The 23,599-nt window shown below is 72.7% G+C and carries 19 protein-coding genes; 6 read left to right on the plus strand and 13 right to left on the minus strand.

Going from position 1 to position 23,599, the window contains the following annotated elements; genetic code table 11:
• Positions 1-2: 2 nt before the first annotated feature.
• Genes ACFFKU_RS17600 through ACFFKU_RS17610 form a run of 3 tightly spaced genes read right to left on the minus strand, consistent with a single transcriptional unit; the run spans position 3 to position 3,791 of the window.
• Positions 3-1,076, minus strand: coding sequence for an endonuclease/exonuclease/phosphatase family protein (locus ACFFKU_RS17600; protein WP_380140028.1), 1,074 nt, complete (start codon positions 1,074-1,076; stop codon positions 3-5).
• A 13-nt stretch (positions 1,077-1,089) separates the two neighbouring features.
• Positions 1,090-2,379: a DUF1501 domain-containing protein gene (locus ACFFKU_RS17605; RefSeq protein ID WP_380140029.1), complete on the minus strand. Its 1,290-nt coding sequence runs from the start codon at positions 2,377-2,379 to the stop codon at positions 1,090-1,092.
• A gap of 5 nt (positions 2,380-2,384) precedes the next feature.
• Positions 2,385-3,791, minus strand: a complete 1,407-nt coding sequence (locus tag ACFFKU_RS17610; RefSeq protein ID WP_380140031.1) for a DUF1800 domain-containing protein — start codon at positions 3,789-3,791, stop codon at positions 2,385-2,387.
• Between the two features lie 309 nt (positions 3,792-4,100).
• Between ACFFKU_RS17610 and ACFFKU_RS17615 the strand changes: the two genes are divergently transcribed.
• From ACFFKU_RS17615 to ACFFKU_RS17625, 3 genes are read left to right on the plus strand one after another with little or no spacing between them, the layout of a single operon-like run.
• Positions 4,101-4,994 (plus strand): hypothetical protein, encoded by an 894-nt coding sequence (locus tag ACFFKU_RS17615; protein ID WP_380140033.1) that lies wholly within the window; start codon positions 4,101-4,103, stop codon positions 4,992-4,994.
• Positions 4,994-6,073, plus strand: a complete 1,080-nt coding sequence (locus ACFFKU_RS17620) for a glycosyltransferase family protein (RefSeq protein ID WP_380140035.1) — start codon at positions 4,994-4,996, stop codon at positions 6,071-6,073. Before ACFFKU_RS17615 ends, ACFFKU_RS17620 begins: the two co-directional genes overlap by 1 nt.
• Positions 6,070-7,566: a lipopolysaccharide biosynthesis protein gene (locus ACFFKU_RS17625; RefSeq protein WP_380140037.1), complete on the plus strand. Its 1,497-nt coding sequence runs from the start codon at positions 6,070-6,072 to the stop codon at positions 7,564-7,566. The genes ACFFKU_RS17620 and ACFFKU_RS17625 overlap by 4 nt, the downstream gene beginning before the upstream one ends.
• Before the next feature lie 154 nt (positions 7,567-7,720).
• On the opposite strand, the gene ACFFKU_RS17630 is transcribed toward ACFFKU_RS17625, so the two are convergent.
• Entirely contained in the window at positions 7,721-8,821 is a 1,101-nt protein-coding gene (locus ACFFKU_RS17630; protein ID WP_380140039.1) for a glycosyltransferase, read from the minus strand.
• A gap of 333 nt (positions 8,822-9,154) precedes the next feature.
• Here ACFFKU_RS17630 and ACFFKU_RS17635 point away from each other — a divergent pair, with 333 nt between their 5' ends.
• Both ACFFKU_RS17635 and ACFFKU_RS17640 read left to right on the plus strand, forming a co-directional pair.
• Entirely contained in the window at positions 9,155-10,123 is a 969-nt protein-coding gene (locus ACFFKU_RS17635; RefSeq protein WP_380140286.1) for a glycosyltransferase family 2 protein, read from the plus strand.
• Between the two features lie 117 nt (positions 10,124-10,240).
• Positions 10,241-12,442: a glycosyltransferase gene (locus ACFFKU_RS17640; RefSeq protein WP_380140041.1), complete on the plus strand. Its 2,202-nt coding sequence runs from the start codon at positions 10,241-10,243 to the stop codon at positions 12,440-12,442.
• 70 nt (positions 12,443-12,512) lie between these two features.
• Here the strand turns inward: ACFFKU_RS17640 and ACFFKU_RS17645 are convergent, their stop codons facing one another.
• The 5 genes from ACFFKU_RS17645 to ACFFKU_RS17665 are packed head-to-tail and all read right to left on the minus strand — an operon-like array spanning position 12,513 to position 18,361.
• Positions 12,513-13,445, minus strand: a complete 933-nt coding sequence (locus ACFFKU_RS17645) for a glycosyltransferase (RefSeq protein ID WP_380140043.1) — start codon at positions 13,443-13,445, stop codon at positions 12,513-12,515.
• On the minus strand, positions 13,442-15,283 hold the full coding sequence (locus ACFFKU_RS17650) for a pectate lyase family protein (protein WP_380140045.1): 1,842 nt from the start codon (positions 15,281-15,283) through the stop codon (positions 13,442-13,444). The genes ACFFKU_RS17645 and ACFFKU_RS17650 overlap by 4 nt, the downstream gene beginning before the upstream one ends.
• Positions 15,280-16,767: a hypothetical protein gene (locus ACFFKU_RS17655; protein ID WP_380140047.1), complete on the minus strand. Its 1,488-nt coding sequence runs from the start codon at positions 16,765-16,767 to the stop codon at positions 15,280-15,282. Before ACFFKU_RS17655 ends, ACFFKU_RS17650 begins: the two co-directional genes overlap by 4 nt.
• Positions 16,764-17,444 (minus strand): YveK family protein, encoded by a 681-nt coding sequence (locus tag ACFFKU_RS17660; RefSeq protein WP_380140048.1) that lies wholly within the window; start codon positions 17,442-17,444, stop codon positions 16,764-16,766. The genes ACFFKU_RS17655 and ACFFKU_RS17660 overlap by 4 nt, the downstream gene beginning before the upstream one ends.
• Positions 17,441-18,361, minus strand: coding sequence for an alpha/beta hydrolase (locus ACFFKU_RS17665; RefSeq protein WP_380140050.1), 921 nt, complete (start codon positions 18,359-18,361; stop codon positions 17,441-17,443). The genes ACFFKU_RS17660 and ACFFKU_RS17665 overlap by 4 nt, the downstream gene beginning before the upstream one ends.
• A 280-nt stretch (positions 18,362-18,641) precedes the next feature.
• On the opposite strand from ACFFKU_RS17665, the gene ACFFKU_RS17670 reads away from it, so the two are divergent.
• Positions 18,642-19,715 carry an acyltransferase family protein gene (locus ACFFKU_RS17670; protein WP_380140052.1) on the plus strand — a complete coding sequence of 358 codons (1,074 nt, stop codon included), beginning with the start codon at positions 18,642-18,644 and terminating at the stop codon, positions 19,713-19,715.
• Positions 19,716-19,816: 101 nt separating this feature from the next.
• On the opposite strand, the gene ACFFKU_RS17675 is transcribed toward ACFFKU_RS17670, so the two are convergent.
• From ACFFKU_RS17675 to ACFFKU_RS17690, 4 genes are all read right to left on the minus strand, one after another.
• Positions 19,817-20,128 carry an LAVTG motif-containing sortase-dependent surface protein gene (locus ACFFKU_RS17675; RefSeq protein ID WP_380140053.1) on the minus strand — a complete coding sequence of 104 codons (312 nt, stop codon included), beginning with the start codon at positions 20,126-20,128 and terminating at the stop codon, positions 19,817-19,819.
• Positions 20,129-20,388: 260 nt separating this feature from the next.
• Entirely contained in the window at positions 20,389-22,182 is a 1,794-nt protein-coding gene (locus ACFFKU_RS17680; RefSeq protein ID WP_380140055.1) for a DUF4012 domain-containing protein, read from the minus strand.
• 37 nt (positions 22,183-22,219) lie between these two features.
• The gene (locus ACFFKU_RS17685; protein ID WP_380140056.1) at positions 22,220-22,558 is read right to left on the minus strand and encodes a hypothetical protein; all 339 of its coding nucleotides are present in this window, start codon (positions 22,556-22,558) and stop codon (positions 22,220-22,222) included.
• Positions 22,555-23,439, minus strand: a complete 885-nt coding sequence (locus ACFFKU_RS17690) for a hypothetical protein (RefSeq protein ID WP_380140058.1) — start codon at positions 23,437-23,439, stop codon at positions 22,555-22,557. The genes ACFFKU_RS17685 and ACFFKU_RS17690 overlap by 4 nt, the downstream gene beginning before the upstream one ends.
• Between the last annotated feature and the right edge of the window lie 160 nt (positions 23,440-23,599).

The raw sequence follows: 23,599 nt of genomic DNA on the forward strand, positions 1-23,599 counted from the left end.
CGTCAGCGCGCCGGGCCCGTCCCGCTCGTGGCGACCACGACGGAGAGCACGGGGGCGTGCTCGCTGGCACCCCGGGGGCGCACCGAGGTCTGCTCCGTCCGCGCGTTGCGCGTCAGGACGGCGTCGATGCGGGCGATGCCCGGTCCGGCCCCGCGCGTCAGGCCGGGACCCCACCCCCGCGTGCGGAAGGTGTCGGTGAAACCCGCGGTGGCCAGCGCGCGCAGCGGGTCGTTGAAGGACGTGGCGTTGAGGTCCCCGCCCAGGACGACGAGCCGGCCCCGGTCCGCCGGGGCGGCCACCGCGTCGGCCAGGACCCGCGCCTCGGTCCCGCGCAACCGGGCGGCGCGGCTGCCCCCGCCCGCGGGCCCGGCGTCGGAGGGGTGCAGGTCGCAGGCCACGCAGGGGGAGGCGAGGTGAAGGCTCACCACGTCCACCGTCGTCCCGTCGACGTCGAGGTGCACGAGGTCCATGGGGCGCGACGCCGCGGGGAGTCCCGTGACCGGTTCGGCCCCCAGGACCGGGTAGCGCGAGAGGACCGCGGTGCTCGACGGGGTGCTCCACCGGGCGGCCCAGGCCGGGGGGGCGACGTGCGACCAGGGCAGCTCCGTCCCGAGGTCGCGGCGCAGCGACTCCGCCGTCGAGGCCGTGACCTCCTGGAGCAGGACGACGTCGGGCCGGGCGGCCCGGATCTCCCGGACCGTGCCGGCCGCGTCGGTGCCGGCGGTGACGTTCCACGTCAGCACGCGCAACCGCGGGCCGCTGCCCGCTCCGTCGCCCCCGGTGCCGTCCGCCGCGGTGGCCGGGGCCGGCAGCGGGACGAGGGTCGTGAGTGCGACCAGGGCCGGCAGCAGGGTGGCCGCGGCGGCCCGGGACCACCGCAGGGCCAGGCTGAGGACGAAGGCCGGCAGCGCCCACACCACCCACCAGAACGCCGTGAGCCCCAGGACGTAGAGCAGGGCCTGCCGGTCCCCGAGGACGGCCAGCCCGGCCAGCGCCGCGGTGGCCACCGCCCCGTAGAGCTGGATCACGACCGGGCCGGGGGAGGGAACGGAGGCGGTGCGGCGCGGTCGCCCCACGGTCCCCCCTCGCTCAGCGCGCTCGGACGAGTCCCAGCGCCGGGGTCTCCTTCAGGCCCGGGAAGATCGGGCCGACCGACGGAGCGCCGCAGCGGCGCCGCAGGATCTCGCTGATCACCGAACGATAGTCGGTCGTCCCGGCCAGCGCGCCGTCCACGAGCTGCTGCTCGCCGAGCCCGGGCCAGCGGCCGTAGACCCGTCCACCCTCGACGCCTCCGCCGAGGACGAGCATCGCGTTGCCGTGCCCGTGGTCGACGCCCGACGACCCGTTCTCGACGACCCGACGACCGAACTCGGAGAGGGTGACCATCGTCACCCGCGAGAAGTCGGGGCCGAGGTCCTGGGCGAAGGCGGCGACGGACCCGGCGAGATCGGTCAACCGGTCGGAGATCCACCCGTCGCCGGCCTTGCCGAGGTTCTCGTGCATGTCCCAGTCGCCGCTGTCGACGGTGGCGACCTGCACGCCGACCCGGCTCCGGATCAACCGGGCGATGTCGCGCAGGGAGCGACCGAGGTCGCTGTCGGGGTAGGCGGCCAGGTTCGTCGCCGGGGGCAGGGTCTTGACGGTGGTGGCCGCCGAGAGGGCGGCGCGCCCGGGGCGGGCCACCGTCTCGGGGCCGGTGGCGTGCAGGTCCTGGAGACAGGTCGACCAGCGGACGCGTTCGGCCTCGTTGCGCGGTCCGGACAGGACGAAGCTCCCGAGGGAGTTCATCGCCAGTTCCGGGGTCGGCCCCGCGAAGGACTGCGGCGCGGTGGGGGTGCCGATCTGGATCCCGGCGAAGGTGCTGTCCGCGGGAGTCCCCTGCACCCCGAGGGTGCGGTCCAGCCACCCCGTGCGCAGCGAGGTGCCGGGGGCCGCCCGCTCCATCTCGGCGAGGGCGGCGAAGTGCGAGCGGGTGGGGTCGGGGGCGCCGACGGCGTGGACGACGGCGAGCTGCTTCCGCTTCCACAGCGGCAGCAGCGGGGCCATCGCCGGGTGCATCCCGAACATGGCGTCCAGGCCGAGCAGGCGACCCTGGGGCACCCCGATGCCCGGGCGCCACCGCAGGTAGTCCGGGTCGCCGGTCGGGACGACGGCCGAGAGTCCGTCGAACCCGCCGCGCAGCGAGAGGACCACGAGAACGTCGCGCGAGGCCTGCTCGGTCGGCGCGGCCAGCGCGACCTGGGTGTGCACGGCGTCGGTGGCCAGAAGCGTGACGACACCGGCCCCGAGCGCCTTGAGCATCGTGCGGCGCGTGGTGGCGGCGGCCGTGGCGGCGCGCCGTCCCTCGGCGCAGGTGCCCTGGGTGAAGGTCTCGAGCACTGGTCTCACCTTTCCATGTGTCCGGGGGCGCACAGCACGATCGCGCTCAGGTCGCCGAGGCGCTGGGCCAGCCAGGGGTCGTTCTCGCTGAGGGGGGTCTCCGAGCTCCGGCCGCAGAGCCGGAGCAGGGCGTCGATCTCCGGCTGGGTGGCCGGGCGGAACAGGAGCGTGGCGACGAGACGCGCGAGGAACTGCCCCCACGTGCGGCACCCGGCGATGCGGGTGGCCAGGTTGCTGTTCTCGGGCCAGACCAGGTTGTCGGGCTTGCGGCGGGAGGTGAGTTCCCAGGTGGCGTTCCAGCGGCGCATCGTGGACCCGGCGGAGGACCAGGCGGTGGCCACGTCGGGGAACCCGTTGGGCGCGGGCCACAGCAGGGGGCCGTGGCCCAGGCCGCGGGCGGCGATGAAGATGGCGTCGGCCCCGCCGGCCCCGGTTCGACCGGGTTGGGCGCCGAGCGCACGGACGGCCGCGACGAGGCCTTCCAGCGGGCGGCGGGTCTTGGTGCCGGCGGAGGCCGCGAAGGCGGGGGAGGCGAACAGCGCCCGCAGGACCGGCGCCACGGCGGTGTCGTTGTCCAGGTAGACGCGGGCGAGCTGGGCGACGAGGTCGGGCTGCGGGTCGTCGGAGACGAAGCGGCGCACCAGCTTCGTGGCCAGCGACCGGGCAGTGGAGGGGTGCCGGGCCAGGAACAGCAGGAGGTCGGCCTGCACCTGCGGCCCGCTCGCCGGGTCGTGGTCGGGGGCCGACCAGCCGGCCACCCGCACCGCGCCCGCGTCGTGGCGTCGGGGGTCGAAGATCGCCGTCCCGTCGCCGCGGAAGCACCACCCGGTCATGACCCGGGCGCACGCCTTCATGTCGGTCTCGGTGTACCCCCCGTCGATGCCCAGCGTGTGCAGCTCGAGCACCTCACGGCCGTAGTTCTGGTTCGGGGCCTCCTTGCGCGACACCCCGCCGTCCAGGTACCGCAGCATCGCCGGGTGCCGGGAGGAGGCCAGCAGCATGTCGGCGAACCGGCCGAGCGCGTGGGGCCGGACGACGGTGGCGTCGTAGTCGTGCCGGTCGGCGAAGAACGCCGGGACGGTGTTGGTCACGTTCAGGTGGTTGGACCAGAAGTCGCACATCACCTCGAACAGCTGGCGCCGGCTCCAGCAGTAGCGGCCGATGGTGGCGTAGCTGAGCTGCTGCATCGTGCGGGCGTCGCCCCAGCGTTCCTGAGCGCGAACCTGCTGGAGCGTGCGGTTCAGCTTGGGGAACAGGGTGAGGAAGCGGTCGCAGGCCTCGTCCGGGATCCGCGACGGGTCCAGCTGCTGCTCCAGCCAGCGCGCCGGTCCGACGGCGGCGACCTCCTCGAGCAGCCCGGGGGTGGGTCCCCAGGTCGTCCTGCGCACGAGATGCAGCAGGGTGTCGACCATTCGGTGGTCCTCCTCGTAGCCCGGGGGCTGGCAGCGTCAGAACACCCATCGGCAGGGGCGGGAGGGGGCTTGAGCGGGCGATCATGCGGGTGGTCGTGCTCGTCGGTCGAGCGCGGAAGGAGCTGTCCGATGGCAGTGCGTGAGGCATCGATCACGCGGTGACCCGGGGGGGTGAAGGTTCGGTCGCCTTTACCGCGATCTGGTTGCCCAGGCAATGATCGCCGGGTTATTTTTCCTGCGACCTGCTCCTCCGCCGGTCGCCCACGCATGCGGTGATCTTCGACCGCCCGTCACGTCGAGGGACTTCCCATGAGCGAGATCACCCCTGCCCTGCGTCGGCGTTCCTTCCTGCTCGGCGGGGCCGCCGGGATCGGTGCGGGCCTGACGACCGCGACCGCGGCCCACGCCGCCAACGCGAACAACCCCAACGGCAGCCCGATCCCCACGCTGCCCGGTGAGGTGTGGCGCGACGTGACCCGCTACAGCCGGATCGGCAAGAAGCCCTACGAGGTCATCGACGTCCTGCAGGACGGCGACATGGCCCGGCTGTACGTGCCCTGGACGGCGAAGCTCAAGGGCATGGTCCCCGGGGCGCTGGTCTGGTACTACCACACGTACGGGTGGTCCTACACGTCCATGGACCGCACCTACGCCTACCCGGGCATGCTCTGCGTGGACCAGGACGCGGTGAGCATCTGCCCCGACTACGGCGGGAACATCTGGACGTCGGAGCGCGCCATCTCGTTGCAGCGCACGTGGTCGACCTGGGCCACGAACACGTTCAGCATCGGGCGCAGCTTCGCCCGTTCGCACTCCGGCGGCTGCGCGCTGATGATCTACGCCTACGGCAAGAACATGCTGCGCAACCAGCGCGGCATCTACGTCGTCAACGGGGTCTACGACATGGAGGACATGTACGCCCGGTCCCCCGAGACGGTCGGCCCCGCCTACAACAACGACCCGGTCGCCATCGCCACGACCAACCCGGCTCGGTTCCCGCAGACCGCCTGGACCGGGAAGCGGCTGAAGATCATCGTCTCCGAGGCCGACACGATGGTCCCGCCCGGTCCCCACGGTCTGGCGCTGGCCGAGAAGGCGTCGCCCGTCGCTGTGTCGTGCACCACTGTTTTCCACGACGACGGCCACAACGTCCCGGCCTTCGTGAACAATGACATGATGATCACCTTCCGCTCCTGGGCCTGATGCCGGTGCCGACGCGCTCCGTCCCTCTCACGTCCACCCCCCACGACCTCTCGCCGCCGGACGCCGGTTCCGACCTCGTCGTCCTGCACTCGCTGCGGCGTTCGTCGACGCCGGGCAGCACCTACACCGATCTGGTGTCCGGTTCGTGCCCCCCGGGGACCGAGCTGAAGTTCTTCTCGTGGTCCACGGCCCTACGGGGCCGTTTCGACGTGTTCCACATGCACTGGCCCGAACAACTCGTCCGTGACCGCCACCGTCCGTGGCTGCGTCCCGTGCGGGCGTCGTTGTTCACGCTGCTGCTGCTGCGGTTGCGGGTCCGCCGGATCCCGCTGGTGTGGACGGTGCACAACCTGGCCCCCCACGAACCCGGGGGCCTCATCGAGTCGCTGCTCTTCCGGTTGTTCCGGGGCTCTGTCGCGACGGCCGTGACGATGACCGAGGCCACCCCGGACCCGGGGGTCCCGGCCCGTACCGTCATCGCCCACGCGCACTACCGCGAGCACTTCCCGCGCGAGGTGCTCGCCGAGCGACGGCCCTCGTCGATCCTCCACTGCGGCATCATCCGCCCGTACAAGGGTGTGGAATCGCTGCTGGCGGCCTTCGCCGACCTCCCCGACCCGGCGGCGAGCCTGCGCATCGTGGGCAAGCCGCAGACCCCTGACCAGGCCGACCTGGTGCGGAGCGGGTGCGCGGCCGACCCGCGCGTCTCCGCCCACCTCGGCTACGCCGACGACGCGACCTTCGTGACGGAGCTCGACGCGGCCCAGCTCGTCGTCCTGCCCTACCGGGGCCGGATGCACAACTCGGGTGTCCTGCTCGCCGCGCTCTCCCGGGGGACCCCGGTCCTCGTGCCGCGCTCCCCGGTGAACGAGGCCCTGGCCGAACGGGTGGGGCACGACTGGATCGTCCAGTACGACGGCGACCTCGACGCCACCGTCCTGGCCTCGGCCCTCGCGGTGACGGCGGGGCGGACGGGGACGCCCGACCTCTCCGCGCACGACCCGTCCACGGTGGCGGCCCGGCACGGTGAGCTCTACCGAGAACTCCGGGGCCGCGACGCAGGAAGGAGGCGCCCGTGAGCGGGAACCTGAACAAGGCGGCCGGTCGCGGGGCCGCCGTCACCCTGGGCACCCAGGGAATCCGACTCGTCGTGCAGGTGATCGGCCTCAGCGTCCTCGGTCGACTGCTGGCGCCGCACGACTACGGCCTCGTCGCCATCGTCACCGTGCTGGTCTCGGCCGGCGAGGTGTTCCGTGACTTCGGCCTCTCGGCGGCCGCGATCCAGGCGAAGACGGTGACCGCGGTCCAGCGCAGCAACCTGTTCTGGATCAACCTCGGCATCGGGACCGTCCTGGCCGGTCTGCTGGCCGCGGCCAGCCCGCTCATCGCCCACGTCTACGACGACCAGCGTCTGGTCGGTGTCTGCCTGGCCATGGCCAGCATCTTCGTCCTCAACGGGATGTCGACGCAGTACCGCGCGAACCTGGCCCGCAACCTGCAGTTCGGCCGCCTGAGCGGGGCCGAACTCACCGGCCAGGTCACCGGGGTCGCGGTCGCGGTGCTGGTCGCGGTGCTGGGTGGGGGTTACTGGGCCCTTGCGGCGCAATGGATCTCGGCGCAGGTCATGGTCCTCACCCTGCTGCTGGTGTGGAGTCGCTGGCTGCCCCGCCGCTACGACCGGTCGGGTCCCGTCCGGCCGTTCCTGCGGTTCGGGGCGAACCTCCTCGGGGCCACCCTGCTCGACAACTCGGTGAACTACTCCGCGCCGCTCGCGCTCGGCATCACGACCAGCCCCACCGGGGTCGGCGTCTTCAACCGCGCGCAGCAACTGGTCTCGATGCCGCTGCTGCAGCTGCAGGCCCCCACCTTCCGGGTCGCGCTGCCGGTGCTGTCCAAACTCGTCGACGACTCCCGGCGCTACGCCGAGATGCTGCTGCGGGTGCAGCTGCTCCTGCTGACCGTCATCGGCATCACCTTCGCCGTCCTCTTCGCGCAGGCTCCCGCGGTCGTCCGCATCCTGCTGGGCACCCAGTGGGGTGCGACCGTCCCGCTGTTCCGGCTGCTCCTGGTCGCCGGGTTCTTCCAGGCCTGCACCTACGCCGCCAACTGGGTGTTCCAGTCCAAGGGGATGACGTCGGCGCAGTTCCGGTACTCGCTGTGGACCCGGCCGGTGTTCGTCGTCCTCATCGTCGTCGGCGCGCAGTGGGGCCCCTACGGGGTCGCCGTGGCCTACACCATCACCACCGTGCTGGGCTGGCCGGCGTCGCTGCTCTGGTTGCGACGCCTCGGCGTCGCGCCCGTGCGGGCCATGTTCACCAACGGCCTCGTCACGGGCGTCATCTCCGCCGCCGCCGTCATGGGGTCGTGGGGGGTGACCCGGTTCGTGCCGGGGCCCGCCCTCGTCCAGGTCGTGGTCGGGGGACTGGCCGCCCTGCTGGTCGCCGCGATCGCGGCCCTCATCCTCCCGGGACACCGACGGGGGCTGCAGCAGGCGGTCCGCATGCTGCGGCGTCGGCGGCGGGGTTCGCGCACCCCGGTCGAGCCGGTCGAGGTGAGCGCGGTCAAGAGCTGACCCGCAGGGCAGGAGGGGCCGGTCCCGGATCGTCGGGACCGGCCCCTCGTGCGTGCGGCCGGGGCCGGCGGCCCCGAGGGACGACGAAGGGGGTCCGTCCCCGGACGACCGGGACGGACCCCCTCGACGTGACGGGCGGTGCGGGCGGGCGGGCTCAGTGCTGCAGGGCCCGGCCGCGGTCCTTGCGGTGGTGGACGTGGGCGATCGTCTCGCGCAGGCGGCGCCCGAAGGTCTCCCGCGAGAACTTCTCGGAGTGGGCGCGGATGGCGGCGGGGTCGAACGCGGCGTCGTCGAACTCGGCGAGGGCGAGGGCCAGCGCCTCGACGCTCTCCTCGTCGACGAACACGGTGGCGACGCCCTCGAGACCGCTGTCGAGGTAACCCCCGGCGCGCAGGCAGATGCTGGGCCGCCCGAACCGGTACCCCTCGACGGGGGCCAGACCGAAGTCCTCGTGGCTCATGGCGACGACCGCTCGGCAGTTCGCGTAGGCCCAGCGCAGCTGGGCGTCGGAGATGCCGCGCACGGTCGTGACGCGCTCCCCGTCGTCGGTGGGTGAACCCCCGACGACCAGCAGTCGTACCCCGGGCGTCTGCTCGACGGCCGCGCAGACCAGGGCGGTGTTCTTGTAGCCGCGGCGACGGCCCACGGTGAGGAAGAAACCCGGTTCGACGCCGGGGATCGCCTCCGTCACCCCTTCGGAGTCCAGCCCCGCCGGCGGGTGCACCACGGTCGCCCGGACGCCGTAGGCGCTGTGGATCCGTTCGGCCACCGCGGTGGAGTTCGCGAGGTAGTGGTCGGCCGTGCGGGCCGCCCGGCGGTCCCACCAGCGCAGCGGGGAGAGCACCGACGAGAGCATCCAGCGCACGGCCGACGGCGTGGTCGGGAAGTAGTCGTGCGGCTGGTACAACCAGCGGGCCGGGTTGTGGCAGTAGACGATCTTCGGCCCCCGGGCCCGCAACCCGTGCGCCCAGCCGGAGGAGCTGACGAGCAGCACGCCCTCCGGCACCGGCATCTGCCGGATGGCCGCGGGCAGGAACCCGAACGCGATGCGCGGGTCGCGCCGGAAAGGCTTGCAGCGGTTGAGGAAACTCGTCCGGACGTCGACGCCGTCGAACTCCGGGAAGGTCTCCTCGCGCTGGTAGACGCTGGTCAGCAGCGGGGCCTCGGGGAACTGCCGGGTGAACTCCAGGGCCACCCGTTCGCCCCCACCCCGCTGGGTGAGGTAGTCGTGGGCGAGGACGACCGGCGGGGTCATCTCCTGGGCCGGAGGGCCGGGTTGGGCCGGGGCCTGACCCGTGGTCGACGTGGCACCCGCGACGGTCTCCTGAGCAGGGGGCGTTGCCTGCGCCGAGTGCGCCAAGTGGGACTCCTGACGGGGGTCTTGGGGCCGTCCGGCGGTCGGCGGCGCGTTCAACGTACTGGATCAGCACGGGTTCCTGCAGGGAACGTGGGAAACCCCTCAAAAACTACCCACGGTCAGAACTCTATCGCTCTTGGTCGATCTTGTCGGCGTCCGAGCAGGGCCGAACGGGTCGCCTTGGCCGTTCCCGGGCCCGCGGGACGCGCCGCCGGATACCGTGAGGACGTGATGAAGGTCAGCATCGTTCTGCCCGTCTACAACGATGCCGGTCGACTTCCCTCCGCCGTGGAGAACGCCCTGTCGCAGGCCGGCGCCGAGGTCGAGCTGGTCCTCGTCGACGACGGCTCCACCGACGGTTCCGCCGAGGTCGTGAAGGCCGCGGCCGCGAAGGACCCCCGGGTCGTCGCGGTGCTGCAGCCGGAGAACGGCGGGGTCTCCCTCGCCCGCCGCGCCGGCGTCGAAGCCGCACGGGGAGAATGGATCTGGTTCGTCGACTCCGACGACGAGTGGCCCGTCTTCGCCTGCGCCGCGATGCTCGCGGCCGCCGCGGACGCCGCCTCGTCGGGACGCGAGGCCCAGGTGGTCCTGGCCCGTGCCCAGCTGACCCCGCCCTCGGGCGTCCCCCGTCTGCTGTCCTCGCCGTCGACCGGGACCCTCGACAACCGCGAGGCGCTCCGGGCTTTGCTGCGGGGCGAGGTCACCGGGCACCTGTGGAACAAGCTGGTCCGTCGGGACCTGCTGCTGGGGCTGGAGTTCCCCCTGGCCCGGGTGCAGTCCGACCTCGCCCTGATGGCGCGGATCCTCGGGGCGGCGACGACCGTGGCCTGCATCGAGACGGTCGTCTACCACCACGGGAAGCGTCCGGGCTCCATCATCACGTCCCGCCACCGCCGCGTGCAGTCGTTGCAGATCGTCGAGGACGTCGTGCTGGAAGTGGCCCGACGCAACGGTTTCGGCGAGGACGACGTCGACGCGGCCTACTTCCGGCTGCGGTACGTCGCTCTCTCCGGGCTCAAGGACGCCCTGAGCGGCGCCTACGACGACGAGGCCTCCCGGGTGCTCGTCCGGGCCGTCCGTGCCCGCATCGGCACCCGGGAACTGGCGTTGCTCACGCGCCGTCGGGACAAGCGCGTGTTCCTGGCCCTGCTCGCCCACGCCCCGCGACCGCTCCAGCTGCGCCTGCTGCGCCGCTGGTGAGGTGATTCTCCGGGCGAAACCGCCCGGCGCCCGGCCCCCGGCTGCTAGCGTTTTCTCGTCGTCGCCGTGGCCGGCCTCAGACCCCTGCCCGTTCCCCGCGACGTCTCGAGGTATCCCGTGCGCCAGATCTTCACCGTCGGTCGAGGTCAGTTCGACAACATCGGTGACGCCATGCTGCGTCGGCAGTTGTTCAGCTGGTTGCGCGAGTCGGGGCGGCTGCACATCTTCGTCGGGAACTGCCCGGACGGGTACGAGGAGTGCCTGGGCGTCACCTCCGAGGACGTCACCTACCGCGACCTGGGCACCTGGTACCGGGCGGCCGTGAACGAGGGGCTGGCCGGGCGCGCCTCCTACGCCTTCAAACCGGGTGAGATCCAGCTCTCCCTGGGGGGCATGAAGGAGCACCTGGTCGTCGTCCCGCTGCTCGCGCTGCTGCGCGCCCGCAACGGACGGGTCGTCCGGGTCGGTTCCGGGGCGAAGTCGCTCGCCCCGCTGCCCCGGCTCCTGATGCGACCCTCGATCGCCCTCAGCGACCTGACCCGGTGGCGCGACGACGAGACCGCGGACTACCTCGGCGCCCCGGCGATGCCCGACCTCGCCTTCGGTGAAGGTGCCTCGACGGAGGAGATCGCAGCCGGTGGGCGACGCGACGTCCTCGTCGTCTCGGTCCGCGACGACAAGGGCAGCCCGCCCTACCCGAGCCCGGAGGCGTTGCAGGCCGTGCGGGAGTTCGCCGCCCGCAACGAGCTGGAGATCTGGACCATCACCCAGGTGTTCCAGGACGACCGGCGGGCCCGTCGTCTCGCCGAGGACCTCGGCGGTCAGGTGCTCGGATGGCAGGACCGCATCCGTCACGACGAGCACGAGGCGGCGCTGCGCGCGTTGTACCGCCGCGCGGCCATGGTCGTCTCCGACCGTCTGCACGTCGTCATCGCCGCGTTCACCGAAGGGGCGGTTCCGGTCGCCGGCCTCGTCCAGCGCAGCACGAAGATCGCGCGGCACATGAGCACGATCGGGGTCGAGGACATCTCGGTCGACCTCCTCGGTCGCGACACCGACGCGCTGACCGAACGCCTGCAGTCCCTGCTCGGGCGGCGGGAGGAGTTCTTCGGGCACCTCACCGACGCGCGGGAGCGTCTCGACCAGGTCCGCCTGGCGATCCTGGACACGCTCAAGGGTGCGAACCAGCCGGCGGACGGGTCCGGTCCGGCCGCCGTCCGTCCGGTCCCGGCCACCCCGGCCGCCCCGGCCCCCGTGCGGGCCTCCACGACCCCGACGTCGGCCCGTCCGCGTCCCCTGGTCCACCACCTGGGTCGCGTCGGGGACGTCGCCGGCGGCATGACCCAGGTCCTCAACGGCTACCTCGACGGGCCGTTCGAGAACACCGACGTCACGGTGCTGACCACCCGGGGGAACCCCGGGGACGTGGCGACCGGCGTCCGTCGCGCCCTCGGGGCCGCGGTGCGGATCGCCCGGCTGCGCTCCACCGAGGCGGTCGTCGTGGCCCACCTGTCGAACCGCGGTTCGTGGTTGCGCGAAGGGGCCCTGCTCTGGTGGGCCGACCGCCGGGGTCTGCCCACGGTCGCCCACCTGCACGGGAGTTCGTTCGTGCCGTTCGCCCGACGGCACCCGAAACTCGTCCGCACGGTTCTCCGCAGCGCCGACCAGGCCATCACGCTCTCGGAGGAGACCTCCGAGGTGGTGCGGGCGGCGCTCCCGGTCGACCGCGTCGACCTGGTTCCCAACGCGGTCCCGGTCGCGACGGCCACCGCGAACTCCGAGAACCTCGTGGTCTTCGGCGGTGCCGTCGGTCGGCGCAAGGGTGTGGACGTCCTGCTCGCCGCGTGGGAGCAGCTCGACCTGGCCGCGGCCGGCTGGCGTCTGGTGGTCGCCGGGCCGGTGCAGGAGCCCGACCTGGTGCGCGACCTGCCCGGTGTCGAGTTCCCGGGTGCCCTCGCCCACGACGCCCTCGTCGAACTCCTCGGGCGGTCCCGCGTGGCGGTCCTGCCCTCGCGCGGCGAGGCGATGCCGGTGTTCGTGCTCGAGGCCATGGCCCAGGGCAACGCCGTCGTGGCCACCGACGTGGGTGGTGTCGCCGAGGTCGTCGGACCCGACACCGGTGAACTCGTCCCGGCCGAGGACGTCGCCGCCCTCGCCGCCGCCCTGGACCGCGTCTGCCGCGACGACGCCCACCGGGAACGCCTGGCCGCCAACGGCCGCACCGCGGTCGCCGAACGTTTCGACACCAGCGTGGTCTTCCCGGCGCTGGAACGGATCTGGATCGACGCCCTGCAGCGGCGGGACTGGCGCAACCGCTGACGGTCCGCCGCACCCGGAGGAACGACGAAGCGCCCCCCGCGCGAGGCGGGGGGCGCTTCGTCGTTCCCCGTCAGTTCCGCAGGGCGAAGGGGGTCGTCGCCGAGAGCGACACCTCGTGGGCGGCGGCGTGCTCCAGGTCGGACCACTCCACCGTCCCGGCGTCGCGGACGACGGCCAGACCTCGTTCCTCCAGCATGGCCGCGATCTGCGTCTGGTGGTCGTCGACGTGCTCACCGCGGCTGATCAACCGGGGGAGCAGCAGGGGCATCTTGCCGTTGGCCAGCGCCGTCAGGGTGGAACCCGTCCCGGCGTGGGCCACGACCACGTCCGCGTCGCGGATGGCCGCGTTCAGGGCTTCGGAACTCATCGACGGGGTGGCGGTCAGCGGGAGTCCGTCCACGGGGGTGGAACCGGTCTGCCAGAGCACCTCGACCCCTTCGGGCAGGATCTCGAGCAGGCGTTCCAGGGGGCGGCGGAACGGGTACCCCTCGGAACTGCCGAGCGTCACCACGACCTTGCGGACGGGGCGGGATCCGGTGGGCGTCGCGCGGTAACCGTCGAGGACCGTGCCGGAGTAGCGCCAACGGGCGTCGGCCCACGTCTCGTGCTGCGTGTAGAGGCGGATGCCCGGGACCCGGCTCAGCAGCCGGCCGGAGGAGGAGGGGCCGTCCACGCGGGTGGCGCTCTCGATGTAGTGGCAGGGGATCCCGCGCAGGGCGTAGGGCGGCAGGACGGACAGGGCCAGGCTCGCCCCGGTCGTGATCACCTGGTCGACCCCCCGCTGCGGCAGCCGGCGCAGCGCCAGGGCGGTGTTGCGGGCGACGTGGAAGACGTTGCGCGCGCGCGGATAGGTCAGGTAGACGGCCTTCTCACCCGCCAGCAGCGAGCGGCTCTGCGGTCCGTCGAGGGTCACCCACACCCGGTCCTCGACCGGGAGCCGCCGGAGCAGGCTGTGCAGCTGGGTCAGGTGGCCACCGGTGTTCGCCACGAGCAGGGTCGTCATGAGGGGCTGCCTCCAAGGTCGGGAGCGAGGGGGTCGGGTCGGGGGGTGCTGAGCGGGAGCGTCGCCCCGTCGAGGACGAGCAGCGGCCCGGTGGTGCTGCGCCGGGCCAGGGTCTCGGGCACGTCCCCGGAGGCGGCCACCCAGGGGAGTCCGCCGAGGAACTGCCCGGTGTCGTAGACGGTGACCACGCCGGCCGGGACCCCGAGGCTGACCCGGCCCTCGGCGCGCGCGGCCACGCCGTCACCGCGGCTGCGCCAGAGGACGAGCGTGGCCGGTGCGGTCGTGCGGATCCGCACCCGCACCGAGCCGGAACCGCCCACGTCGGCCCGCGTCGCCTCCGACAGACCGCTCCACCCGCCCTGCGCGTCGCGCAGGGCGGCGACGTAGGACACCTGGCCGCCGAGGACCCCGCGGACACCGTCGAGGGATCCCTGGGCGTCCACGATCTCCGGGGCCTGCAGGTCGGGGCAGTAGGCGCTGGAACCACCCAGGGGCAGCACCCGCCAGCGGTCGCGTCGGGCCAGCTGCCAGCGGCCGGTGGCTCGCAGCCAGGATCCGGAGTCGCTCTCCAGGGCGGTCGTGATCTCGGGGTCCGGGCTCACCACGCGCCAGCCCGCGCTCGGCAACCAGCGGGCTCCCGTGGCCAGGGTGCCGACCTGGGTGGCGGCGCCGTCCACCGACAGCGTCGTGCCGGGTTGCGTCCGACGGACCTCGACCAGCGGGGCGGCCACGACGTCGCCCTGGCGCTCGGCACGCACCGAGGAGGACCCGTCCCGGTGCAGCACCATCTCGGTCACCTGGCGCAGCACGACGGTCGAACCGTTCCCGTCGTCGTCGTCGTCCACGACCAGGGTGGGGGCGTCGGCGTCGCGCGAGGGGTAGAGCACCGAGGTGTCCAGGGTGACGGAACTGGCCCGGACGGCGAACGCCGTCACGGCGCTGAGGTCGGCCTCGGTGTGCCCGCCGGTGACGTGCACGGCGCGGCAGCGGTCGAAGGAGAACCTCCCCGACACGGGCGCCTGGATGGTGGCGCCCTTGCAGTTCTGCAACCGGGCGGCCCCGATGCCGCGTTCGGTCTTGGGGCTCACGAGGACGATCCCGTCGCCGTTGGCGACCTGGTAGAGCAACCAGGCGTCCGGCACGGTGTCCACCCGCGCGTGGCACTGGTCGAGCACGATGCCGTCGCAGTAGTCGAACCACGAGACCAGGGCCCGGGCCGCGGTCATGACGACGCCCTCGAAGCGGGCGGCGCAGCGGTTGAGGAAGGCGAGACCGACGTTGCGCCCCCCGCCGTCGACGACGACGTCGCGCACGACGAACCGCAGCGTGCCGCCGACGTCGGGGCCGGTGGCGCGGGTCGCGGGGGAGACCTCGACGCGCGGGCCCGACGCGCGGGTGGAGTTCGCGAGGAACGCCCAGCGGGTCTCCGGGTCGGCGGTGAAGGCGTCGGTCGCGGCCAGCCCGTCACCGAGGCGGAGGGTGGCCCCGTTGCCCTGCAGGACGAACCGGTCGAAGGGGCCGTCGTCGTCGAGGAACACGGGGCTGTCCAACCGGTAGGTGCCCCGCGGGGCCAGCGACACCAGCCGGGCCCCCTGGTCGTAGAGCTCCTGCAGGGCCGGGGCGCTGTCGCGACGACCGGTCGGGTCGAGCCCGGGCAGGTCCGGGCCGAGCAGCTCGACGGCGTCGCGGTTGGGGGCGCTGCCGTTCAGCACCACGGCCGCCGTCCCGACGCCCAGCAGGGCGAGGGCCGCCCGGTGCAGGTCGCGCCGGCGCGTGCCGGGAACCCCCGGCCCCGTGGGGTTCCCGCGGTGGTCCGGTTCCTGGGTCCCAGGGGTCATCGCGGCTCGGGCACGGTGTCCACGGCGGGGCCGGGAACCGTCGCCGCGGGCCGGGAACCGTTCGCGAGGGCCGATCCGCTTCCCCCGCGCGCGATCCCGGCGAGGACGGCGCCGGCGAGCAGGAGGAACGGGTAGGCGGGGGCCGAGACGAACACGGGGGCGGCCAGGGATTCGGTCACCAGCAGGAGCATCCAGCCGATGCCGGCGATGCGGATCCACCGGAACAGCGGGTCCTCCTCCCGCCACAAGCCCTTGACCAGGAACAGCAGGGTCGCGGCGAGCGCGAGGGCGAACAGGACCCCGCCGATCCAGCCGGCCTCGCCGAAGATGGCCGGCCACTGGCTGTCGTTCAGGAACATGCCCGAGTCCGGCCCGGGGCCCATGCCGAAACGCTTGTCGAAACCGAGCGCGTAGTACCAGGGGCTGTAGTTCTCCGCGGCGGTCGAGCTCGCGTAGCGCCCGAAACCGGCGCCGAACGGGAAGGTCGCCTGCGCGACCTCCACCCCGCCGCGGGTCAGCAGCGACCGGGCCGACTCCTGGAACACGTACTGGCTCACGTCGGTGCGCACGACCAGCCAGAGCGGCGGCGCCAGGAACACGGCCAGGACGGGGAGGAACGCGAGCACCGTGCGCGAACCGGCACGACGCAGCGTCGGGATGCTGAGCACCACCATCGTCCCGAGCAGCCCCAGCATGGTCTTGACCTGCAGGGTGAGCAGCGCGAGCGCGGTGCACCCGAGCACGGCCACGACGGCGGGGAAACTCCGGCGGACCGCGATGAGGTACGCGAGCGCCCCCAGCGCCACGACCCCGCAGAACCGGCTGAGGGCCGCGGGGCGGGTGAAGATGCCGGTCAGCGCGGGCAGTCCGAAGGGCCCGCGCAGCGACGTGGTGCCGAGCAGCGAGGTCCAGGCCCCCGGGACCAGGAGGTTCACCGCACCGCTGGCCAGGACCACCACGACCACGACCGCGCCGATCGCCAGACCGGTGCGCAGGTGGGCCCGGGTCCACGGCACCTGGGCCAGCGCGAAGGCCAGCAGCGCGGCCTTGAGCGCGACGAAGGCCCCGAGCACGACGAGGGACCGCGGGACGTCCTGCTGCAGTCCGCAGACGACGCCCCAGATGCCGAAGAGCAGGAACCAGAGCGAGCCCGGGATCACGACGATCCGGCCCTCGGTCAGCAGCCGGCGCAAGGGCAGCGCGAGGAGGCAGAACACCAGGGCGGCCTCGTCGAGCTGGGAGCTCGCCCCACCGAGGACGGCCTGCAGCGGCGTGGACAGGAACGCCAGGAACAGGGTCACCACGGCCAGCAGCGCCGGGGTGCGGACCGCCATGAGCACGGCGACGCCGACGGCGATGACGGCCAACGGCGCCAGGGGGTGCACCGCGATGAGGGCGACGAGGACCACGGTGACCGCGACCGCGACCATCCCTGGCCGGCGGCCGACCCCGGTCTCCGTCGCGCGACGGAGCAGGTCGATCACGACGAGCTCTGGCTCCGACGCGGGGCCGCGCGCACCGCGACGATGCCACCGCAGACGGCCAGGCCGATCGCCAGGGAGATCGCGAGGTTCAGCGGCAGGCTGGGGGAGGAGGGGGCGGTCGGGACGAGGGGCTCCTCGACGACGACGCCCTCGACCAGCGGCTCTCCGGCGACCTGGCTCTGCTCGCCGATCTGGGTCACCAGGCTGTCGGCGATGGCCTTGGTCAGCTGGGCCGCGGCCTGCGCGTCGGCGGCGGAGGCGTCGATCTCGATGAGGTTGGTGTTCGGGACGACCGTCGAGGTCACCTCGTCCTGGAGGGTGGCCGAGTCGGTGTCGGCGCCGGAGGCGGCGATGGCCGGGTCGAGCACCGTCGGCGTGCCGACGAGCGCCGCGTAGGTCGCCGACTGCTCACCGATCATCGTCGCCACCTGGGTGACCGTGACCTCGGCGGAGGACACCCGGGGTCGCAGCAGGACCTGGGCCTCGGTCGTGTAGGTCTTCGGCAGCACGAGGGTGATCAGCAGTCCCCCGACCACGGCGACGACCATGACCAGGGCCATCAGCCCGGCCGTGCTGCGCAGGAAGGACCGCGGGGCCCTGCCCGGTTCCCCCGGGGAGGAGTGCCGGCCGAGGGCGGCCGCGCGGGGGCGGTCGGCGGGGGACGTGACTTCACTCACAGGTGCTCCTTCAGGAATTCTGCCGCGTCGACGCGAACGTCGCTGGTCATGAGCGGCACACCGTGCCGGTCACCGGGAACCAGGATCAGTTGGTGGGCGATCCCGACTTCCCCGAGTTTCTTGTCCATCTCCTCGGCCTGCTCCGCCGGCACGAGTTCATCGGTCCCGTTCACCAGCATCATGGCCGGATCGGTCGGGTCCACCTCGGTGATCGCCGAGGCCTCCTCTCCCGCCGGGCAGTTCTGCAGGTCCGTGCAGCCCAGGTAGGTCGAGACGAGTTGCTGCGCCTCGGGGCTCGGGTCGCCCAGGGCGAGGGCCGAGGACCGCAGGTCGGCCACCCCGCTCAACGAGACGACCGCCGCCAGACGTGAACCCTCGTCCCGCGCCCCTTCCCCCCGGGCGCCGGCGGTGAGGGCGAGAACCGCCCCCGCGGAACTGCCGAGGGCGCCGATCCGGGCGGGGTCGAGCTTGAACCGTCCGACCTGCGCCGGCTCGCGCAACCAGGTCACCGCGTTCTGCACGTCGTCGACCTGCGCCGGGTAGATGTGTTGCGGCGCAAGGCGGTAATCGATCGCCACACCTACGTAACCCTCACGGGCGCCCCATTCGCACAGGGCCCGCGTGGCGTCGTCGTCGCGGCTGCCGGAGGTGAAACCCCCGCTGTGCAGCACGAGGAGGGCGGGCCGGGTTCCGGTGGCCTCGCGGGGGAGGCAGACGTCGGCGGAGAGGGCCTGTCCGTCGGTCTCGGCGTAGGTGAGACCGGGGACGACGTCGACCGTGAAACCGTCGCTGGGGGCGAGGCGCTGCGGGGGCTCGGCGGAGGAGCAGGCGCTGACGAGGGTGAGCGCGGACAGCAGCGCGACCGTCGGGACGGCACGGGTGGGACGAGCACGCAGTTTCCGAACCGTCGGGCGCATGGCCATTCCTCCGTCGTCACCTCCTCGACAGGGAACCGGTCGGGAGGCCAACCGGCGCATCCCCGCACCCTCAGTAGTGGGAAGGTGACCGAGACGGAACAACCCCGTCGGTCTCTCGTCCTCCCCCGAGAAAGTTGTACCAGCCGGACGTCACCGGGGGGACCCTTTCGTGCCCCGGTTGGGTGAAACCGCCGCGATCCGTCGGGTGGGTCCGGCAGACTGGTGAAGGGGGTGCGGAGGAGCTGCGCCCCTTCGTCGGAGAACAGCGGAGGGGCGGCCGGTGACGCGAGCGGGACGCGATTCGTGGACCGAACCGGTCAAGGGGGCCGCCATCGTCATGGTGGTCCTCTTCCATGTCATCCAGTACCTGGGCGACGCCGGGGTCGACGTGATGCTCGGCCGGGTCAAGGCCCTCGGCGAGCTCTTCCCGCTCCCGGCCTTCTTCCTGGTCGCCGGACTGGCCGCGGCCGGTCACCCGGGGCTGCCGGTCGTCGAGGTGTGGCGCCGCCGGGCCCTGCCGATCGCCTACGTCTACCTGCTCTGGTCGGCGCTGCGGACGGTCGTGTACCTCCTCGTGCCCGCACTGCCCTACGGCGACAGCGACCTGCCCCCGCTCGACTGGCGCACCATCGCGCTGCTGCCGGTCTGGCCCAGCAGCAGCTACTGGTTCCTGTACGCCCTGGTCGTCTTCATCATGGTCCGCCGGCTCGTCTGCCGGGTTCCGCCCGCCGTGCAGCTCGCCGGTGCCGCGGTGCTCTCGGCGCTGTTCGCCGGGGGATGGGTCCGCGTGGACAACCTCGGCTGGAACCGCATCGCCGTGCTCTTCGTGTTCTTCCTGGTCGGAGCCCTCTGCGGCCAGCGGATCAAGGCCTTCGTCCGCGGTTCGCGGCCGTGGTTCCTGCTGCCGCTGGGCGCGGCCCTGCTCGTCCTGTTCGCCGGGCTGCTCCTGGGTCTGCGGGCGGTGCCGTTCGTGCCGCTGCTGGCCCAGCTGCTGGCCGTCACCGTGGGGATCCTCGCCATCGCCTGGCTGCCCGCCGGGCGGCTGCGCGACGGGCTGGCCACCGTGGGCACCCAGGCGTTCCGCGTCTACCTGGTGCACCTGTTCGCCGTCGTGCTCGTGGCGCTGGCCCTGCGCACCTTCTACCCCGACGTCCCCCGGGTCGTCGACGTCGCCCTGCAGTTCGTGGTCACCGGGGTCGTGCTGTGGCTCTCGCTGCGGTTCTCGACGTTCAGCGGACGGTGGCGCTGGTTGTACGTGCCGCCGAAGGCCCTGACCACCCCGCGGGCCCGGCGTCCGCGTCCGGCGGTCACCGGGGCTTCCGAGCGCCCCACCCCGGCGGCCCGGCGCCCCTGACGCCTCGCGGTCTCGAGGTCTCGAGGTCTCGAGCACCCGTCCCCGACGACGTCGAAGGGCCCGTGACGATCTCTCGTCACGGGCCCTTCGACGATGCGGGCTCAGTGCTGGCGGGCGGTCTTCCGGCCGGCCAGGACGAGCGCGGCGCCACCGGCGAGCAGCACGCCGCCGCCGAGGGCCCAGGGCAGCACGTCGGCGCCGGTGTAGGCGAGCTCGCCGCCGGAGCCGGCGACCGCGGACGGGGTGGACCCGCCGGTGGTCGGGGACACGCCGGGGGTCACGTCGTCGGTGACCGAGGGCACCGGGGTGACGGGGGCGTAGTCGGTGGCGGCGAGGGCGGAGCCGGCGCCGACGGACAGGGCGGCGACGGACAGGGCGCCCGCAGCAGCGAGGCGAACGGAGGTCTTGCGCACGGTGGTTCCCCCCACGGGTTAGACGGCTCGTGACGTTCTCGCCCCGAGTCCCGCTCAGGATGACGGAAAGTCACCCCTTACGTCCACCTCATCGCGGCCGAACGGGTTGGCGTTTCACCCCGCCCGACCGACCGTCGTCCGATCGGAGGGGCGGGGACCCGTTCGGGGGCACCCGATCGGAGCAGCGGCCCCGTCCGGGCGGGCCGCGGGTGCGCGCGACGACCCCTGGCGGTGCGTGCGACCTCGCTCACCGCCCGCGATCACGGGCACCCGACCGTCGTCACCGTGGGTGGCGTGACCGTGCTCGGGCCCTCGACGGTGCGGGGCAGCGCGTCGGCGCGTCCGGTGAGCGTCCAGCGGACGACGACGGGTCGGTCCGGCGGGACCTGCACGGTCAACCGGATCAACCGCCACCCGCGTTCGTCGTCGACCGCCGTGGCCACGGGTGAACCGTCGACCACGGCCTGCTGCAGCCCGACCCACGGCGGCACCCACAGCGAGACGATGTCCTGACCCGTCCGCGAACCGAGCGCGCTGCTCTCCCGCTGGTTGCGCATGTACTGCGGGATCTCCTCCGGCACCGGGTTGGTGAGGGTGAGCTGGAGGATCGAGGTGGCCTCCGCGGCAGCGGCCGTGCTGCAGGACGGTTCGACCACGAAGGCCGGCTGCATCCAGTAGTCCAGCTTGGAGGGCACGGCGTTGGTCAGCCCGACCTTCACCACCCCGGGCTGCGCGGCCGGGTCGCCCAGCAGACCCCCGACCCCGGCGGCGACGAGGGCGGACTGCTCCCCGGGTACCGCCGACCACACGGCCAGGTGCCCCGAGCGCACCGCCTCACCCATCCCGCGCAGCACGGTCGAGGACAACCCGTCGGAGAGGATCGCCTCGAACGCGGCGGCGGAGGTGGCGGTCAGGAACGCCTTGCGGGCCGGTTGGTCGCCCTCGAAACGGACGTAGGCCTCGTAGAGCAGCGTGGTCGCCAGGTCGGCCGTCGGGACCTGCCCGAACGGGCCCAGGTCCAGCGGCGGGTGGTCGGGGCCGAGCATGTCGGCCAGCCCCACCGGGTCGACGAGGACGACCGCGTCGGGCCGGGGGAGACCCGCGTCGACCATGAGGTCGGCGGCCAGGCGCCCGGCGTCGTCGGCGTTGCCGCTGACCGTGACGTTCTGGACCAGGTCGGCCTGGGCGGCGCCGTAGGTGCCGACGAACTCGTCGCCGAGGACGCCCGGGTCGGCGCGGGCGTCGTACAGGTCCTCGTCGCTACCGGTGCGGGTCAGCTCGATGTGACCGTCGGTGACGGTCAGGTAGGCGTAGGCGCCGAACATGCCCTGCACGGGCCGGATCTCGGCCGGGTTGGTGAAGGCCACGAGGTAGGTGCGCGCCCCGCCGGCACCGAGCATGGCGGGCAGACGGGGGGCGACCTGCGCGGCGGTCGCCAGCGGCGGGGCGGCCGTGTCGAGCGTCGCGGCCACGGGGGCCACCCGCTCGGCGATCGGGGCCAGCACCCCGGGGGCCTCGGCGGAGTCCAGCGCGCGCTGCGCCTGGGGCAGCCGTCGGGCGTAGTCGGCCACCACCGGTTCCAGCGCCTGGACCCCGGCCAGGTCGACGGTCCGGTCGGCGGAGACCAGCCCACGGCCGAGGACGCTCTCGGCGACCCCGAGCGCCCCGGGCAGCGGTTCGGCCAGCAGCGCGGCCGCCTCCGACACCCCGCCCACCGCGCGCAGCTGGGTGCCCACCCACGGCACGTGCTCGGCGGCCCGGTAGGGCCACTGGTTGGTGGCCCGCGCCGCGGTCACCGAGTCCTCGCTCACCTGCCGGGCCAGCGGGACCGCCTCGCCGAAGCGTTCGGCCCGCAGGTCCTGGGCGAGCACGTCGCTGCTCGCCGCCACCCGCTGCAGCGCCCGCCCGGCCTGCACGCCGCTGACCGCGACCGCCACGACCCAGGCCAGCAGCAGCAGCCCGACCACCGCCAGGACCACGCGCAGCCGCCGTCGCCGGCGCGCCCCGGAGGGCGGGGGACCGGTGTGTCGAGACATGTCCTCGGTGCCGTGCACCCCCCGAGTGTCGTCTACCCGGATCTGGCAGCGGTGCTCAGCCCGCGAGGAAGTTGTTGATCGCGCCTGCGCTGAAGGAAGCCGTCATCGCGGAGAGCCATGGTGGGAGTGCTTTCAGAATGTGCCGAGTCTTCGTCAGCTCGCCCCCTGCCGCCGTCCTCCCGGCTTCCGCGAGCGCCTCGACGGCCTCCCGCCCCGCCGCGTCCAACGGCATCTCGCGCACTTTGGCCACAACGGAGCTGATGTCCTCGGACAGTGCGCTGGCGCCAAAATGATTGACCACGCTCTCGTTGTGGTGGCCACCGATGTTCCCCGAGATGTGGCCACCCGGGGCGTTGTTGATGTTGATCGCTTCCCCAGGATTGACGCCGTTCATGCCGTTGAGCCTCCCGCGCTGTTGTAGGACCCCCCGATGTTTACCCCACTCAGTTTCCCGCTGTTGTTCACGTTGATCGTGGTTCCTCGGACCTTCGAGACCATCTCTGTGAGGAGGTCGTGCACGGTTCGGGTGTCGAGGTGGAAGGTGGGTGCCAGTCGCTCCAACGCCTGCATGATCAGCGGAACGGTGTGCTTTAGATGGGCGGAGGTGTCATCGAGGTCGAAGGAGCTCGACGAGAGGCCAGCGGGGAAGGCAGCTCGCCACGCGGTAGCACCTCGTCCCGACAGTTTGGCCCTCACGACACCAGCGAAGAATCGCGTGCCAAGAATCAAGGCTGCGAGCCACATGATCAGGTCGAACGCCGGTGGACCAACACTGAGCGCCACGAAGAGGGGGAGCAGCGTTGCGGCGGCGCGGAGAGCGACCCGTCCTCGCGCCGTCGGGCCGAGGGCGAAGGAGTCGAGCGCCAGATATACGGAATCATCTCCGTAGGGGCGGCAACGAAGCAGGCTCGTGACGATCGTGCTCCGTTCTGTCGTCCTCGTGATCTCGAGGTAATTCCTGCGTTTTGAGTTCAGGTTGCTGACATCCGTGTACTCGATTACGCGACAGGTCGAACCTGTGGACAAGTCCTCGCGATGGAGGCGTTCAACAATCACGGAGAAGAGAGCGGCCTCAAGGTCGTACCCCCGCCCGCGCCCACCCGCCTGCAGAGGAATCAGCCAGCTCTGGCTGAAGGAATAGATTTGCGGGCCGAGGAAGTCGAATGGGTCGCGGGCCCCGAAGGGAGAATTTATCTGTGCTGAATGGACGGAAGGAAGCGTGAACGCCCGCACCTCGACATCGCTGGCCTCGTCGTCCGAATCTCGTGTGGCCATGGCCTCTCTGATCTCTACAGAATCCGGCACCGCTCACTGCGGGTGGTGACCGCACAGTACTGGCGAGGAGCAGCAGAGGCGGCGTGTTCCGCAGATTGGACCCGGATGCGAGCGGTGCCCCCGCCCAACCCGACGGGCGGGCCGCGCGTCGGGCCCGGAC

The sequence above is a fragment of the Kineococcus gynurae genome, assembly GCF_042433995.1.
Lineage (GTDB): Bacteria > Actinomycetota > Actinomycetes > Actinomycetales > Kineococcaceae > Kineococcus > Kineococcus gynurae.